Here is a 14,134-nt window from a genome sequence, read left to right on the forward strand (position 1 = left end):
CCTGGCCTGGATCGCGTCAGCGCGGGTCAGCCGTTCTGGCGCGGATCCGGATGCGTCCCGGCGCGGCCCGCGGGCACTCCCGGGCGACGCGAGCCCGTCGGATCGCTGCGGTGACCCTCGGCGCCGGCCAGCGCGGGGTCGGCGAACAGCCACGGCCAGCGCGGCTCGACGAGTGGCCGGAAGACGCGGCGGACGGGTGCAGTCGCGAGCCCCAGAGCGATCAGGACGGACGCGATCGCGATCGCCGGAATCCAGAACACGGCGGGCTCGAGGTTGCGCAGCACCCCCGATTCGCGGAACGGGTACAGCACGAACGAGTGCAGCAGATAGACGTACATCGTGTACTGGCCGAAATGGGTCCACCAGGTGTTCGAACGCGGCACGAGCACGAAGAAGGCCGCGCTCATGACGAGCGCGATGAGCATGAGAGCGATGCGGAGGCCGCCCGCCCACCACTGCACTCCGCCGAGGTCCGCGTACGCGTCCTCGTAGAACAGCCAGGTACGCAGATCCACTGCCCGCCACTGATCGATGAAGATCCAGGCGATCAGGGCTGCGGTGACGAGAACGCCGGCGGCGGCGGTGAACAGCCACCAGGGACGCCGGCCGAGCAGCCGCCACCGGGCGACGATGTCGTGTTCGCGGAGCCACCATCCGAGGGTGAAGAAGAAGAGCAGGCCGAGTGTTCGGGAGAGCGAGAGCGTCGAGTCGACGTTCGGCAGGTAGCCGACGCCGACGGAGACGATCGCCGCCCAGAGCAGCGGCCAGCGCAGGAGTGCGAGGTAGGGCAACACGAGGCGGAAGATCCCCAGGGCGAGCAGGAACCACAGGGTCCAGGACGGCCGGGTCGGATTGATGCTCGCCTCGCCCTCGACGAGCCACTTGGTGACGGTCCAGAGCGTTTCGAAGATGACGTAGGGCAGCAGGATGTCGGTGATCACGCGTGCCATCTGCCGACGGCCGAGCGCTCCGGACTTCGAGAAGTACCCGGAGATCAGCGCGAACGCGGGGATGTGGAACGCGTAGACGACGAGATACACCGACAGGGCGGCATCCGAGTCGTAGATGAGGCGCTGCGCAGCGTGGCCGAAGACGACGAGAGCAACGCACGCGAACCGTGCGTTGTCCCAGAAGGGAACCCGGCGGCGGGGCTTCGAGGGGGCGGGGCTCGTGGAATCGCTCATCGGGCTCCGACACTACGGGAATACTCTGGCCCGACAGGTGTTATGCCATGTATATTCACCTGCATAGAACGAATGCCCCGCGCATTCGAGATCGGAAAGAGATCGTGACCGAGACCACCACCTGGTCGGGAATGCAGTTCGGCATCTTCACGGTGAGCGACATCACCCAGGACCCGACGACCGGCCGTACGCCCAGCGAAGCCGAGCGGATCCGCGCGACCCTGACCATCGCCAAGCACGCCGAAGACGTCGGCCTCGATGTCTTCGCGCTCGGCGAGCACCACAACCCGCCGTTCTGGTCGTCGTCGCCGACCACGACCCTCGCCTACATCGCCGCGCAGACCGAGCGCCTGGTGCTCTCGACCGCGACCACGCTCATCACGACGAACGACCCGGTGAAGATCGCCGAGGACTTCGCGATGCTGCAGCACGTGTCGGGCGGTCGCACCGACCTCATGCTGGGTCGCGGCAACACCGGCCCGGTCTACCCCTGGTTCGGGAAGGACATCCGTCAGGGGCTCCCGCTCGCGCTCGAGAACTACGCGCTGCTGCACAAGCTGTGGCGTGAGGACGTCGTGGACTGGGAAGGCAAGTTCCGCACTCCGCTCCAGGGCTTCACCTCCACTCCTCGTCCGCTCGACGGAGTGGCCCCCTTCGTCTGGCACGGCTCCATCCGCACGCCCGAGATCGCCGAGCAGGCCGCGTACTACGGTGACGGCTTCTTCGCGAACAACATCTTCTGGCCCGCGGAGCACTACCAGCGCCTCATCAACCTCTACCGCCAGCGCTACGCGCACTACGGACACGGCGCGCCCGAGCAGGCGATCGTCGGCCTCGGCGGTCAGGTGTTCATGGCGGCGAAGTCGCAGGACGCGGTGAACGCGTTCCGTCCGTACTTCGACAACGCCCCCGTCTACGGTCACGGGCCGTCGATGGAGGACTTCGCCGAGATGACTCCGCTCACCGTCGGCTCGCCGCAGCAGGTCATCGACCGGTACGCGGGAATGCGCGACATCTACGGCGACTACCAGCGCCAGCTGTTCCTGATGGATCACGCGGGCCTGCCGTTGAAGACCGTCCTGGAGCAGCTCGACATCCTCGGCGGCGAGGTCGTGCCGGTGCTGCGCCGCGAGCTGGCGAAGAACCGCCCGGCCTCCGTGCCCGACGCGCCGACGCACGCGAACCTGGTCACCGCGGCCTACGGTGACGGACCGTCACGTCAGGCGACCCCGCGGCCGAACCGCGGCGACAACCTCACCACGGGTTCGCCCTACCAGGACGCCCCGGAGCCCGCCGACTCGGCATTCGGTGCCGCGGCCGTTCGGAGCCTCTGATGGGCGCGCGGCGGATCGCGGTCGTCTCCGCGGGCCTGTCGAATCCGTCCTCGACACGCATGCTCGCCGACCGGATGCTGGCTGCCACCGTGCGTGAACTGGCCGGTCGCGACATCGAGGTGCAGGCCGACGTCTTCGAGCTGCGGGACTACGCGCACGACATCACGAACAACCTGCTGACCGGGTTCGCCCCGCCCGCGCTCGAGTCGATGATCAACTCGGTCGTGTCGGCGGATGCGGTCATCGTCGTGACCCCGATCTTCTCGACGAGTTACTCGGGACTGTTCAAGTCGTTCATCGACGTGCTCGACCCCGATGCGCTCCGCGGCACCCCGGTGCTCATCGGCGCGAACGCGGGAACCCCGCGTCATTCGCTCGCGATCGACTACGCCATCCGCCCGCTGTTCGCGTACCTGCACGCCGACGTCATGTCGACGGGTGTGTTCGCGGCATCCGCCGACTGGGGTGGGTCCGGCGACCAGGTCGCGCCGCTCGGCGAACGCGTCGAGAAGGCCGCCCGTGAACTGGCCGAGGCGGTCGCCCGCCGCGACGCCGCGACGAGCTCCGACCCGTTCGACCCGGCGAACTACCTCGGCGGTGGCACCTCGTTCGGGCACCTGCTCGGTGGGCTGGCGGGGGAGTAGCGAGATGAACCGGCACTGGCATTGCGTCCGGTGCCGGTTGTTTTCCGCGCCGACCGTCTGCGCCGCCGTTACGCTGAGTGGGATGAACGGCACAGCAGCATGAGCACGATCACCGCCGAGGATGTCACCCGCCGCGAGGTCATCGCCGACTACCGCGTTCTGGGTGAACCGCCGAGCGCCGATCTGCAGGGGCTCGTGCAGTTGGCGGCGACGATGTGCAACGTTTCGACCGCGGTGATCAACATCATCGACGATCGGTTCCAGCATCAGATCGCGTCCGTCGGTTTCGAGCCGGCCACCTGTACGCGCGAAGACTCGATGTGCGCGGTCGTGTTCCGCGAACCGGGTCATGTCGTCGTGACCGATGCCCGCGAAGACGACCGATTCAAGTCCAACCCGTTCGTGACGGGCGAGGTCGCGCATGTGCGGTTCTACGCGTCGAGCCCGCTGATCACGCCCTCCGGCATCCCGATCGGCACGCTCTGCGTGTTCGACGAGGATGCGGGCGACCTCACCCCCGCGCGGAGCGAAGGTCTGAAGCTCCTTGCCGGTCAGGTCGTCGATGTCCTGGAGTTGCGCCGCATCACCCGCGAACTCGCCGAATCGAACGAGCAGCTCGCGCGGTTCGCGGGTCAGGTCAGTCACGACCTGCGAAACCCCCTCACGGCGCTGTCCGGGTTCCTCGAGCTCGCCACCGACAGCCCCGACATGGCGAACGCGCCGCAGGCGGCGCGCGCGCTGGCCCGTGCGGAGTCGGCGGCCAACCGGATGACGTCGATGGTCGCGGACCTGCTCGACTACGCCCGCCTGGGCGGGGCGAGCCCGAAGCGGAGCGCGGTCGACGTCGAGGGGATCGTGCGGGCCGTGGTCGAGGACCTGCAGACACCGCTCGTTCAGACGGCGGCACGGATCTCGGTCGACGCACGGGTGGAGGTCGTGGGAGACCCGACACTTCTTCGTGCGCTGGTGCAGAACCTGGTTGCCAACGCGGTGAAATTCAGTGCCGCGAGCGGCGTGAGCCCCTATATCGAGATCGGTGCGATGCGGCTCGCACGCGGCGGCTGGCGCATCACGGTCGACGACAACGGTCCGGGCATCGCGATCGAGGAACGCGAGCGCGTGTTCGATCTGATGGAGCGCGGCACCGCGGACGAGGTCGAAGGACTCGGGATCGGCCTGTCGACATGCCAGCGCATCGTCGAGGCGCACGGCGGGCACATCGGCATCGACGACTCGCCCCTCGGCGGCGCGCGCGTCTGGGTCGTGCTGCCCGACACTCGCGACTGACGTCTGGGCGCGGTGCGGCGCTCCCGGTTCAGCGTGCCGCCGCGCGGCGTTGCCGGCGAGCGAGCAGGACGTCGATCCCCAGTCCGAGAGCGAGCGCGACGACCACCGACACGATGACCGCGACGACCGGACCGCCCGGCACGATCGACGCGACGACCGCCCCGACGATCGCTTGATACAGGGCCCAACCCGTGGCCGCGAGTGCGGCGACGGGAAGGTACCGGGCCGCGGGCACCCGCGTCGCGCCGGCCGTCAGATTGAGGGCCAGCCGTGCGAACGGGATGAATCGGGCGACGAGGAGCGCGGAGGCGGTGCGCCGCGCGAGGCGCGCTCCCGCCCATTCGAACGCGGATCGCGCGCGCGGGTGCCGCATCCACCGCCAACGCTCCAGTCCGACGCGTCGTCCGATGGCGTAGCAGAGCAGGTCGCCGGTGAACGCGGCGCCCGCGGCGACCGCGATGACCGCGACGAGCGGGGGCGATCCGGTTGCCGCGGCCAGTGCGCCGGCGGCGGTGACGGCGGCGCCACCGGGGATGATCACGAGGAACGCGTCGCCGAGCACGAGGACGGCGAGGAGCGGGAGCGCCCACGGCCCGGCCGCGAGCTGGGCGGCGAGTTCGTCGAGCACATGGCGAGGATGTCATCCGGGGATGAACGACGGAGGAACGGGGCCCGTCCGGCGCGGCTCGAGGGCGAGGGACTCCGCAGTCGTCGGATCGCTGGTGCGGATGTGCGCTGCTGTGACGGATGTGGCGCCCGCCGCGCGCCCGATCCGACGACAGCGATGCCATCGCCCGTGTTCGGGCCCCAGCCGCTCGTTCGGGGGTACCCGGGTCCGCCGGGAACCGGCCGGAGCACGGGCGGTGACGTGACCGGGTGCATCCGGTGAACTCTCGGTGATACGCCCGCTGTCGGCGCCCCACCGCGCGACCGCGGCCTCACTCTGGATGCGTGAGAGTCGCGCTGATCGCCGAGTCCTACCTTCCGCATATGAACGGGGTCACCAACTCCGTGCTGCACGTGCTCCGGCACCTCGCGGCAGAAGGCCATGAGGCCCTGGTGATTGCGCCGCGCACGGCCGAGACGATCGATGCGGTCTCGGGGGCGCGCACCGAGTTGCTGACGTCCCTGCCGCTGCCGTCGTACCCGCAGGTCCGCGTGGTGTTCGCCCGTGTGGCGCGGATCGCCGGAATCCTCCGCGAATTCCGTCCCGATGTGATCCACCTGGCCTCCCCGTTCGTCCTGGGGTGGCAGGGCGTGCTGGCGGCGGACGCGCTGCGCACCGCATCTGTCGCGGTCTACCAGACCGACGTCGTCGCGTACACGCAGCGATATGGCGTGCCCCACGCGACAGCGTTCGCGTCCTCTCACGTCGCCCGGCTGCACCGCCGGGCCACTCTGACGCTCGCGCCCTCCACGTCCTCCCTTCGCCAGCTCGAGGATCTCGGCGTCGACCGGCTGCGCTCGTGGGCACGCGGTGTCGACGGCGAGCGCTTCCACCCGGGCAGAAGAGACGAGGCGTGGCGCGCGCGCGTCGCCCCGGGCGAGCGCATCATCGGCTACGTCGGACGGCTCGCCCCGGAGAAGCAGGTCGAGGACCTGGCGGTGCTGGAACGCCTTCCCGGCGCGCGGCTCGTGATCGTCGGCGACGGACCGTCCCGCGCGGCGCTCGAGCGGCGGATGCCGCACGCGATCTTCCTCGGACACCTCTCCGGCGACGCGCTCGCCGACGCGCTCGCCGCGTTCGATGTCTTCGTGCACCCGGGCGAGAGTGAAACCTTCGGTCAGACGATCCAGGAGGCCCACGCGAGTGGGGTGCCGGTCGTGGCGACCGGCATCGGCGGGCCGAAGGATCTCGTGCGCTCGAGCATCGACGGCTGGCTGTACCGGCCGGGTGATCTCGGCGATCTGCGCGGTCGGGTCACCGATCTGCTCGGCGACGAGGCGAAGCGCCTCGCGTTCGCCGCGGCGTCGCGTGCGGCGGTCGCCGATCGCACCTGGGCGGCGCTGTCGAGTCAACTCGTCGGTCACTACGAGGAGGCGCGGATGCTGCGCCCCATCGACGATGCGCTCTGGTCGCGCGCCGCCATCCGTCCGGCAGCGCTTCGGCCCGCGGTGACGCCGACCCGCTGGTCGCGATACGTCGCGCTCGGCGACTCGCTCACGGAGGGGCTCTGCGACACGTCGCGAACGCCGGCCGGGGCGTACCGCGGGTGGGCGGATCGCCTCGCGCACCTGTTGGCGCAGGAACCCGGATCGCGGGAGCCGTTCCGCTACGCGAACCTGGCGGTGCGATCCCGGCGCGTGCGCGACCTGACGAACGACCAGATCCCGCGTGCCCTCACCCTCCGACCCGATCTCGTGTCGGTGTTCATGGGTGCGAACGACCTGATCGGGCACGCCGCCGACCCCCTGATCCTCGGGGCCGAGCTCGAGCGCGGGGTCGCGCGCCTGCGGGCGGCCGGGTGCGACGTGCTGCTCGTCACGCCGTTCCTGCCGCGGCGGCGCGCGGCGCGGTTGTTCGCCCGCCGCTTCGCGATCTTCAACTCCGAAGTGCGACGGATCGCTCGTGCGCACGACTGCCTGCTCCTCGATTTGGAGGCGCTGCCGCAGATCGGCGAACTGGAGATGTGGGCCGACGACAAGGTGCACCTGCGGTCGCGAGGGCACCGGTTCCTGTCGTACCGGGCGGCCGATGTGCTCGGCGTTCGAGACGCCGAGGCTCTCGGCGACCTCGACGCCTCATTCCACGAGGATGAGCCCTCCGGAGCGGGATGGTTGCGCCGTGATGCCCTGCCCTGGGTGTGGCGACGCCTGCGCGGGCGAACCGCGGGGGATGGGCTGTCACCCAAGCACGACGCGTACGTCGAGCTTCCGCGTCCGGATGCGGACCGTCGGTCGCGGCAGGCGCGATGACCGGGTGTCAGCCCTGGATGCCCTGTTCGAATCCGTCGAAGCGCATCTCCCGCGCGAGCTGAGCGCGCAGTTCCTGCTCCTCGCGGGGCTCGAGCGACGTCTCGTCGGCACCGTCGAGCGACCCCTCGTCCGTGAGGGCGGCCTCGCCGGCGTCGACGGGTTCGGTCCCGGCGGTGTCGCTGTCACGGTCGCGGCCGGCCGGCGTGGAATCGTGCGGATCGCTCATGGCGGTGCTCCTCCTGCGGGGTGGGTGGTTCCCCTCACGATAGGTCGCGGGTGCCGGCTCCGCCAGAAGGTGGTGCCCGCTGATAGGGTTGATGCGGTCGCCTCCGGCGATCGTTCAACTACATACGAGCTCATGGAGCAGACCGGCAGGAATGCTGGTCCCCTGTGGTGGGTTCCCCGTCGATGCGCCGGGTGATTCTCTACTGGTGGCCAGCGCAGGCGAGATGTGGATCACACCCGCGCGCCCATAACTGTCTGTTCCTGCTCCTTCGCATGTCGCTCGTCGCCCACACGGGGCGGCGAGCCTAAACAAAGAAGGAGGGACCTCTTGGAAGGTCCAGAAATCACTGCCGCCGAAGCCGTCCTCGATAACGGCCGATTCGGCACCCGCACGGTCCGGTTCGAAACCGGACGACTGGCTCAGCAGGCGCAGGGCGCCGTTGCCGCATACCTCGACGAGGAGACGATGCTCCTCTCGGCCACCAGCGCCGGCAAGCACCCGCGTGAAGGCTTCGACTTCTTCCCGCTGACCGTCGACGTGGAAGAGCGCTCCTACGCCGCCGGCAAGATCCCCGGCTCGTTCTTCCGCCGCGAGGGTCGTCCCTCGACCGAGGCCATCCTGGTCTGCCGTCTGATCGACCGTCCGCTGCGTCCGTCGTTCGTCGAAGGCCTGCGCAACGAGGTCCAGATCGTCGTCACGATCCTCTCGATCGCGCCGGGCGAGTTCTACGACGCGCTCGCGATCAACGCGGCGTCACTGTCCACCCAGATCTCGGGTCTGCCGTTCTCCGGCCCGATCGCCGGTGTCCGCCTGGCACTCATCCCGGGTCACGGCGAGCACGCCGACCAGTGGATCGCGTTCCCGAAGGCTGAGCAGCTCAAGGAGGCCGTGTTCGATCTCATCGTCGCCGGCCGCGTGCTCGAAGACGGCGAAGTGGCGATCATGATGGTCGAGGCCGAGGCCACCGAGCACAGCTGGGACCTCATCAAGGCTGGGGCCGTGAAGCCGAGCGAAGAGATCGTTGCGCAGGGCCTCGAGGCGTCGAAGCCCTTCATCAAGGAACTCGTTGCCGCGCAGAACGTCGTCGCGAGCACCGCCGCAAAGGAGATCCAGGCGTACCCGGTCTTCCCCGCGTACACCCAGGAGACCTACGACTTCGTCGCCGGTCGCGCCTACGACCAGCTCGTCCCGATCTACCAGATCGCCGACAAGCAGGAGCGTCAGAGTGCCGATGACGCCGTCAAGGACGCCGTCAAGGCCGAGCTGCTCGCCGCCGTCGAGTCGGGCCAGCTGCCCGCCTCCGCGACGCTCGAGTTCTCGGGCGCGTACAAGTCGGTCACCAAGACGATCGTCCGCGGCCGCATCCTCGCCGAGGGCGTGCGCATCGACGGTCGCGGCCTGGCCGACATCCGGGCGCTCGACGCCGAGGTGCAGGTCATCCCGCGCGTGCACGGTTCCGCGATCTTCCAGCGCGGTGAGACCCAGATCCTGGGCGTCACCACGCTGAACATGCTCAAGATGGAGCAGCAGATCGACTCGCTGAGCCCCACCACGAGCAAGCGCTACATGCACCACTACAACTTCCCGCCGTACTCGACCGGTGAGACCGGCCGCGTGGGCAGCCCCAAGCGTCGCGAGATCGGGCACGGCTTCCTGGCCGAGCGCGCGCTCGTGCCGGTGCTGCCGAGCCGCGAGGAGTTCCCGTACGCGATCCGTCAGGTGTCCGAGGCGCTCAGCTCCAACGGCTCGACCTCGATGGGTTCCGTCTGCGCGTCGACCCTTTCGCTCCTCAACGCCGGTGTGCCGCTGCGCGCCCCGGTCGCGGGTATCGCGATGGGTCTCGTCTCCGACCAGGTCGATGGTCAGACGCGCTACGCCGCGCTGACCGACATCCTGGGCGCCGAGGACGCGCTCGGTGACATGGACTTCAAGGTCGCCGGAACGAGCGAGTTCGTCACGGCCATCCAGCTCGACACGAAGCTCGACGGCATCCCGTCGTCGGTGCTCGCGGCGGCGCTGACCCAGGCCAAGGACGCGCGCCTCACCATCCTGAACGTGCTGAACGCCGCGATCGACGCTCCTGACGAGATGGCGCCCACCGCGCCTCGCGTGATCAGCGTCCAGATCCCGGTCGACAAGATCGGCGAGCTGATCGGCCCGAAGGGCAAGACGATCAACTCGATCCAGGACGAGACCGGCGCGCAGATCTCGATCGAAGAGGACGGCACCGTCTACATCGGTGCGACCGACGGCCCGTCGGCGGAAGCGGCTCGCGCGCAGGTCAACGCGATCGCCAACCCGACCAACCCCGAGGTCGGCGAGCAGTTCCTCGGCACCGTCGTGAAGATCGCCACCTTCGGCGCCTTCATCTCGCTGCTGCCCGGCAAGGACGGACTGCTGCACGTCAGCGAGGTCCGCAAGCTCGCCGGTGGCAAGCGCGTGGAGAACGTCGACGACGTGCTCTCGGTCGGTCAGAAGCTGCTGGTCAAGATCACCAAGATCGACGACCGCGGCAAGCTGTCCCTGGAGCCGGTGGTCGAAGAGGCCGCTGACCAGGAGGGTCGCGCTGCTGCCAGCGAGGGCCCCGAGGCTCCCGCCGAAGGCTGATCCGCATCCCGTTCGACGCCCGTCTCTGCATCGCAGGGGCGGGCGTCGTCGCGTGGGGGCGGATGCCGCGTGATCAAAGCGTTATGGAAAGTTCACGCCACGTCCGCCGTGGTGAATCCGCGCTACCACGGACTGTCCTACCCTCGGAGTACGCGTCAGGGGCGCGAGATGCACCGCCAGCGTCCGCGACCCGAGCGGAGGGGGTGCGTGTGAGAATCTTCGGAATCGGGTCGGAAGCGGCAGCGCCGCCCGGCGTGCCTCACACGTCTCCGACGCATCCGTCCGCGCCCATCCCGGTGCAGGGCCCCGGGGTCGGAAGCGGTATCCGCGTCGACCTCGGCGATAGCGGCTTCCGGGTGTTCCCGGTGATGCTCGGTGGCGCGGAGTTCGGCTGGAACGTCGACATCACCAACAGCAACGCCATCCTCGACACGTACATCGAACTCGGCGGCAACGCGGTCCACACGGCGGACAGTTTCTCGGGCGGACGCAGCGAGCACATCATCGGTCAGTGGATGCATTCCCGTGCCGTCCGAGACGACATCGTGCTCGCGACGCGGGTGGGCAAGCACCCCGATCACCCGGGGCTCGGTCCCGTGAACCTCGTTCGTGCGGTCGAAGCGTCGCTGACGCGGCTCCGCACGGACCGCATCGACGTCCTCTATCTCGACAGCAGCGCCGGCGCGGGTTCGCTCGAAGACACGCTCGCGACGGCGGAGTGGCTGATGGACTCGGGCAAGATCCGTGCGCTCGGGGCGTTCGGCTTCCGTGCCGAGCAGCTCGTCGAAGCACGCATCCTGTCGTCGGCGGGCGTGCCCCGGATCACGGTGCTGGATGTGCCCTACAACTTGATGCGAACGAGCGACTTCGACCAGGACCTGCGCCTGGTCACGGGTGCGCAGGGCATCGTGCTGACCCCGTCGCATCCGCTCGAGCACGGGTTCCTCGCCGGCGTGCATCGCTCGCGCGAGAAGACACTGAAGTCCGTACGCGCGGCGCAGATCGCCGGCAGCTTCACCAAGCGCGGCGGCCGCGTTCTGCGCGCGCTCGACACGGTGGGCGCCGAGCTCGGCGTGCCCGACGCGGCGGTCGCCGTCGCGTGGCTCCTCGCGCAGCGGGTCGTCGCCGCGCCGATCGTGAATGCGTTCGCCGCGGCACACGTCGAAGAACTCGTGCAGGGCGTCGGGGTGCGCCTCACGCGCGCCCAGCTCGCCGAGATCGCTCGCGCGTCGGAGTAGACGGGTAGTCTCGAAAGGGCGCTCGTTCGGGTGCCGGAGCCCAATGGAGTGAGTGCGTGACCCACTACATCTATCTCGTCCGTCATGGTGAGCATCAGGATGCGGAGCACGGGCTCGTCGATGGGCAGCTCTCGCCGCGGGGGCGGCGCCAGGCCGAATTGATCGCCGACCGGCTCTCGGGAGTCCCGTTCGACGCGGTGTGGCATTCGCCGCTCGTTCGTGCCGCCGAGACGGCCCGAGCCGTCGCCGAACGGCTGCCCGCGATCTCGCCGCAACCCTCGGCGCTCCTGTTCGACTGCGTGCCGACCGGAATGACGCCGGAGACGCCCGCCGTGTTCGAGTCGTTCTTCGGGAGCATCACCGAAGAGGAGATCGACGCCGGGCGAGCCCAGATGGCGGATGCTCTGGGCGAGTTCCTCGTACGGAAGACCGGCGACGTGCACGAACTGCTGATCACGCACAACACCGTGATCGGATGGTTCGTGCGTGAGGTGCTCGATGCTCCGGACTGGCGATGGATGACGCTGAACCAAGCGAACTGCGGTCTGAGCGTCATCGCCCAGCGCAAGGGTCGTCCGTGGGTGCTCGTCTCGCACAACGACCTGGCGCATCTGCCGTTCGAGCTGCGCACCGGCCTCCCCGAGGTTCCTCCCGTCTGATGCCGCCGTCGCGCTCGGTGGGGCGCAGGGTGCAGCTGGTCGCGCGGGGTGCAGCTGGTCGTGCGGGGTCGCGGCGGCCGGAAGGCGTCCGCGGTGTGCAGCTCGCGGCGCGGCCCGCGTTGGCGTCCCTAGCGAGGAGATCTGCCGAAGCGAGGGCGCCATCCCCGCATCCGGTCCTCGCTTCGGCAGATCTCCTCGCTACGGCCGGTTCCGGATGCTGTCTCCGACCCGGCCGACCCATCTGCGGTCGTGGGTACCGTGACGGCTCAGGTGAGCGGCTTGCCGTACCAGCGCGTCGCGTTCGCGTTGTCGTTGTAGGGCGGGATCGCCGCGAAGCCGCTGCTCGCGTAGAGCCCGGCCGCGGCATCGAGGGAGTGGTGGGTGTCGAGCACGAGGTCTGCGGCACCGAACTCGCGGGCCTTGGCCTCGAGCGCGGTGAGCACGATCCGCCCGCCGCCGAGGCCGCGCGCAGACGGCTGCATGAACAGGTGCTTCACCTCGTAGCGGAGCCCGCTCGGGCCGTCCGGGATGCGGCGGATGCCTCCGCATCCGCGTGCCGCGCCCGCGTCGTCCTCCGCGATGACGAACACCCCGGCCGGCGGGACGAATGCGGCGGGATCGGGATACGTCGTGCGGTAGGCGCCCCCGGGGAAGCCGGCGGCCCGCATGGCGAAGTACTCGTCGAGCAGGCCCCGGGCGGCGGGGGAGTCGGCCGCGACGGCTCGCACGGTCAGCATGCTCCGAGCCTAGCGGCGTGCGCCTAGGGTGGAACTCATGACGACGCGCGTGGCCATCGTGGGCGGGACCGGCAAGCTGGGTGCGATCATCCGCGCCGTGACCGACGCCGAGGAGGGCTTCGAGGTCGTTCGCGTGCTCTCGTCGCGCGATGACATCTCGGCGATCGAGGGTGTCGACCTGGTGATCGACGCGTCGACGCCGGCCGTCTCGCTCGATGTCGTCCGGGCGGCCACGGAGCGCGGCATCAACCTGCTCATCGGCACGAGTGGATGGTCGGCTGAGCGCATCTCGCTCGTGCGGCCCCTCGTCGCCGCCGCGGGCACCGGTGCGGTATTCGTGCCGAACTTCTCGCTGGGCTCGGTGATCGGTACCGCGCTGTCTGCTGCCGCCGCGCCGTTCTTCGCGTCGATCGAGATCATCGAGGCGCACCGCGAGACGAAGATCGACTCGCCCAGCGGCACAGCGGTGCGGACGGCGGAGCTCATCGCCGCGGCCCGCGAGGCCGTCGGCCCGGTCGCCGCAACGCACGTCGACCAGCGCGCGCGCGGCCAGCAGGTTGCGAGCGTTCCGGTGCATTCGCTGCGCCGCCCGGGCGTGGTCGCTCGCCAGGAGGTCATCTTCTCCGGTCCGGGCGAATCGGTCACGATCGTGCACGACACGATCGATCCGGCACTCGCCTACGCCCCCGGAATCCGGCTCGCCCTCGCCGCCGCGCGCGACGCGGAGGGCGTGTTCGTCGGACTCGACGCGTTCCTCGACATCGGCATCCGCCTTCCCGGAATTCCGGATGCGGCCGGCGTCGCCGAGGGCGAGGTCTCCGGTCAGGCGGCCCGCGAGACGACCGCATGAGCGCACGCATCGGCGTCGCGGTCATGACCGTGGTGCTCGCGCTCTACATCGTGCTCGTCGCTCAGCGCGCGTGGCTGCTGGTGGCGAGCGGCGAACCCGTCGGCATCGCGATGGGCGTGGCGCTCATCATTCTGCCGATCATCGCTGCCTGGGCCATCGGCCGTGAAATCTGGTTCGGAGCGCGCGCAGCGGCAGTCGGTCGCCGGCTCGAGGCGGAGGGAGCCCTGCCCGAAGAGCAACTCGCGGTGCGCCCGAGCGGACGCGTGATGCGGGAAGACGCGGATGCGGTGTTCCCGAGCTACCGCGAGGCGGTCGAGGCGGCACCCGAGGACTGGCGTGCCTGGTACCGGCTGGGTCTCGCTTACGACGGGTCCGGCGATCGGCGCCGCGCGAGGGGCGCCGTGCGCACGGCGATCCGCCTCGAGGGGCGCGACGGCGCCTGATCCGCGCTG

Annotated in this window: 13 protein-coding genes; 9 read left to right on the plus strand and 4 right to left on the minus strand. The window is 69.7% G+C overall.

Going from position 1 to position 14,134, the window contains the following annotated elements; genetic code table 11:
* Positions 1 to 26 precede the first annotated feature (26 nt).
* Positions 27 to 1,184, minus strand: a complete 1,158-nt coding sequence (locus tag LMI96_RS15565; RefSeq protein WP_228362132.1) for an acyltransferase family protein — start codon at positions 1,182 to 1,184, stop codon at positions 27 to 29.
* Between the two features lie 131 nt (positions 1,185 to 1,315).
* Here LMI96_RS15565 and LMI96_RS15570 point away from each other — a divergent pair, with 131 nt between their 5' ends.
* The 3 genes from LMI96_RS15570 to LMI96_RS15580 all read left to right on the plus strand — a co-directional run bounded on the left by LMI96_RS15570 (position 1,316) and on the right by LMI96_RS15580 (position 4,449).
* Positions 1,316 to 2,518: an LLM class flavin-dependent oxidoreductase gene (locus LMI96_RS15570; protein ID WP_228362182.1), complete on the plus strand. Its 1,203-nt coding sequence runs from the start codon at positions 1,316 to 1,318 to the stop codon at positions 2,516 to 2,518.
* Positions 2,518 to 3,162, plus strand: a complete 645-nt coding sequence (locus LMI96_RS15575) for an FMN reductase (RefSeq protein ID WP_223723411.1) — start codon at positions 2,518 to 2,520, stop codon at positions 3,160 to 3,162. The genes LMI96_RS15570 and LMI96_RS15575 overlap by 1 nt, the downstream gene beginning before the upstream one ends.
* A 99-nt stretch (positions 3,163 to 3,261) precedes the next feature.
* Positions 3,262 to 4,449, plus strand: a complete 1,188-nt coding sequence (locus tag LMI96_RS15580) for an ATP-binding protein (RefSeq protein ID WP_223723412.1) — start codon at positions 3,262 to 3,264, stop codon at positions 4,447 to 4,449.
* A 28-nt stretch (positions 4,450 to 4,477) separates the two neighbouring features.
* On the opposite strand, the gene LMI96_RS15585 is transcribed toward LMI96_RS15580, so the two are convergent.
* A complete protein-coding gene (locus tag LMI96_RS15585; protein ID WP_228362133.1) occupies positions 4,478 to 5,077 on the minus strand; it encodes a DedA family protein in 600 nt (199 codons plus the stop codon).
* 323 nt (positions 5,078 to 5,400) lie between these two features.
* On the opposite strand from LMI96_RS15585, the gene LMI96_RS15590 reads away from it, so the two are divergent.
* The gene (locus tag LMI96_RS15590; RefSeq protein WP_228362134.1) at positions 5,401 to 7,365 is read left to right on the plus strand and encodes a GDSL-type esterase/lipase family protein; all 1,965 of its coding nucleotides are present in this window, start codon (positions 5,401 to 5,403) and stop codon (positions 7,363 to 7,365) included.
* A 7-nt stretch (positions 7,366 to 7,372) separates the two neighbouring features.
* Here LMI96_RS15590 and LMI96_RS15595 read toward each other — a convergent pair whose 3' ends face one another.
* On the minus strand, positions 7,373 to 7,591 hold the full coding sequence (locus LMI96_RS15595; protein WP_228362135.1) for a hypothetical protein: 219 nt from the start codon (positions 7,589 to 7,591) through the stop codon (positions 7,373 to 7,375).
* A gap of 327 nt (positions 7,592 to 7,918) precedes the next feature.
* Here LMI96_RS15595 and LMI96_RS15600 point away from each other — a divergent pair, with 327 nt between their 5' ends.
* The 3 genes from LMI96_RS15600 to LMI96_RS15610 all read left to right on the plus strand — a co-directional run bounded on the left by LMI96_RS15600 (position 7,919) and on the right by LMI96_RS15610 (position 12,095).
* Entirely contained in the window at positions 7,919 to 10,198 is a 2,280-nt protein-coding gene (locus LMI96_RS15600) for a polyribonucleotide nucleotidyltransferase (RefSeq protein ID WP_223723416.1), read from the plus strand.
* 209 nt (positions 10,199 to 10,407) lie between these two features.
* Positions 10,408 to 11,436, plus strand: coding sequence for an aldo/keto reductase (locus LMI96_RS15605; RefSeq protein WP_228362136.1), 1,029 nt, complete (start codon positions 10,408 to 10,410; stop codon positions 11,434 to 11,436).
* Positions 11,437 to 11,492: 56 nt separating this feature from the next.
* Positions 11,493 to 12,095 carry a histidine phosphatase family protein gene (locus LMI96_RS15610; RefSeq protein ID WP_228362137.1) on the plus strand — a complete coding sequence of 201 codons (603 nt, stop codon included), beginning with the start codon at positions 11,493 to 11,495 and terminating at the stop codon, positions 12,093 to 12,095.
* 266 nt (positions 12,096 to 12,361) lie between these two features.
* Here the strand turns inward: LMI96_RS15610 and LMI96_RS15615 are convergent, their stop codons facing one another.
* Positions 12,362 to 12,832 (minus strand): GNAT family N-acetyltransferase, encoded by a 471-nt coding sequence (locus LMI96_RS15615; protein ID WP_228362138.1) that lies wholly within the window; start codon positions 12,830 to 12,832, stop codon positions 12,362 to 12,364.
* 37 nt (positions 12,833 to 12,869) lie between these two features.
* Here LMI96_RS15615 and dapB point away from each other — a divergent pair, with 37 nt between their 5' ends.
* The gene (gene dapB, locus LMI96_RS15620) at positions 12,870 to 13,682 is read left to right on the plus strand and encodes a 4-hydroxy-tetrahydrodipicolinate reductase (protein WP_223723420.1); all 813 of its coding nucleotides are present in this window, start codon (positions 12,870 to 12,872) and stop codon (positions 13,680 to 13,682) included.
* Positions 13,679 to 14,125: a tetratricopeptide repeat protein gene (locus LMI96_RS15625; protein WP_223723421.1), complete on the plus strand. Its 447-nt coding sequence runs from the start codon at positions 13,679 to 13,681 to the stop codon at positions 14,123 to 14,125. The genes dapB and LMI96_RS15625 overlap by 4 nt, the downstream gene beginning before the upstream one ends.
* The last annotated feature ends 9 nt before the right edge of the window (positions 14,126 to 14,134 follow it).

Source organism: Microbacterium sp. cx-59, from assembly GCF_020805625.1.
Classification (GTDB): Bacteria; Actinomycetota; Actinomycetes; order Actinomycetales; family Microbacteriaceae; genus Microbacterium.

Excerpts from the sequence above, each read along its gene's own strand:
- LMI96_RS15580 (WP_223723412.1), top strand. The coding sequence starts at position 3,262 with ATGAGCACGATCACCGCCGAGGATGTCACCCGCCGCGAGGTCATCGCC.
- LMI96_RS15595 (WP_228362135.1), bottom strand. The coding sequence starts at position 7,591 with ATGAGCGATCCGCACGATTCCACGCCGGCCGGCCGCGACCGTGACAGC.
- LMI96_RS15575 (WP_223723411.1), top strand. The coding sequence starts at position 2,518 with ATGGGCGCGCGGCGGATCGCGGTCGTCTCCGCGGGCCTGTCGAATCCG.
- LMI96_RS15565 (WP_228362132.1), bottom strand. The coding sequence starts at position 1,184 with ATGAGCGATTCCACGAGCCCCGCCCCCTCGAAGCCCCGCCGCCGGGTT.
- LMI96_RS15625 (WP_223723421.1), top strand. The coding sequence starts at position 13,679 with ATGAGCGCACGCATCGGCGTCGCGGTCATGACCGTGGTGCTCGCGCTC.
- LMI96_RS15615 (WP_228362138.1), bottom strand. The coding sequence starts at position 12,832 with ATGCTGACCGTGCGAGCCGTCGCGGCCGACTCCCCCGCCGCCCGGGGC.
- LMI96_RS15570 (WP_228362182.1), top strand. The coding sequence starts at position 1,316 with ATGCAGTTCGGCATCTTCACGGTGAGCGACATCACCCAGGACCCGACG.
- dapB (WP_223723420.1), top strand. The coding sequence starts at position 12,870 with ATGACGACGCGCGTGGCCATCGTGGGCGGGACCGGCAAGCTGGGTGCG.